General features: G+C 43.2%; 1 protein-coding gene. It reads left to right on the top strand.

What is annotated here, in order from left to right; translation table 11 throughout:
* Positions 1-168 precede the first annotated feature (168 nt).
* Complete coding sequence (locus tag G565_RS0120970; RefSeq protein ID WP_028672544.1) at positions 169-861, top strand: P-loop NTPase family protein; 693 nt, start codon at positions 169-171, stop codon at positions 859-861.
* Positions 862-1,330 lie beyond the last annotated feature (469 nt).

Raw genomic sequence — 1,330 nt, 5'->3', positions numbered from 1 at the left:
GTGTTCACGTTGCCGCAAAAAGGGTGTTCATGTGTGATAAAAACAGGTGTTCACGAGTGGTGAAAATCAGTGTTCACGTGGGGCAAAAATACGCATTCCCAGTCGAACCTAAATCTTGCAACTATTTCCGGTAGTGTGCCTTCCACTCGATCTCGATCACAACGAGTATTGTTTCAGGAGATCCTCAAAGAATTCGATCCAACGGCTTCCATTCGAAAAACCGAAAGTGAACTTAAGTTTGACATCATTAACGCTTGTTTGGACGCAATTTCGCTCCACGACTACCATGCCGACATTGTTTTCCTGATTGACGAAGCCCAAAACTGTTCCATTGAGCAGTTGAGTGGCTTGGCCATGTTGCAGGATGCGTTAATTAAGAATGGGGTTGCCGGATACTTCTTCCTGATCGCCAATAAAAACCAGATTAAACCGCTGTACGAACAGGTTTCTCACTCACCGGACCTCTTTGACCAGCTGATGGGTCGATTTTTCTTACAAGTCTATGAATTTAAAACCATTCGCAGTCAATCAGACCTTAAGCAGGTCCTTGCTCTATTTGACTCTACTCGTTATCTAAACAGTGATAATTTATCTATAACTTATCATTATTTAAACGAAGCGAAGCAAAAGCAGTGGAAGTTGCAGTCGAGCGCAGCACTTCTTTGGGCAGCCTTCACTAAAGCCAAACCTAAAGGCGTCACACATTGGAAAATGAAGCATCTGATAAGCACTCTTGCCCCGCTGCTAATAGATTATTTGCCGAAGTACGGACTCCAGGCTTTGAATGAAGAAATGATTCGTACTTGTATTGAAGCCTCCAGTTTAATCCCTTCTTCTACCTTTAGAGATCTAATGGAATGAATTTAGGCAACTATTTTGCTCATCCATATGAGAGTGATTTCAATAAATTTCGGCGACTTGTGTTTTCAAACAGCAGGTTATACCGGAGTAAGTCAAAAAATATCGGACTTAGCGTATCAACCCACCTTAAAAACCTAGGTTCCACCATATTAGAACCTCACCGCACTGAAATCTTACGCATTGCCAAAAATCGCTCCTCTAGAGTGATGACTAATCGACATTGCCCCCAATGCTATCAGTTAGGATTTCATGCGGATGTATTCAATGCATTGTGGATGGTGAAATGTCCAGTCCACCAGGAACCATTATCCGAGCGATGCGCTAACTGTAGAAATCGCTTTGGAGTTACTCTGTCAAACCCGCATTGTGAACAGTGTATATAGTGGACCCCATGATTTAGACCACGGGCATAGGTAGAATGCCACGACCAAGCAGGAGTAGTAACGTGGCGAGAAAACGGTTCAGTAGT

Source organism: Saccharospirillum impatiens DSM 12546, from assembly GCF_000423605.1.
Lineage (GTDB): Bacteria > Pseudomonadota > Gammaproteobacteria > Pseudomonadales > Natronospirillaceae > Saccharospirillum > Saccharospirillum impatiens.
The sequence above is the reverse complement of the archived record's forward strand: the minus strand, read 5'-3'. Positions and strand labels throughout refer to the sequence as shown.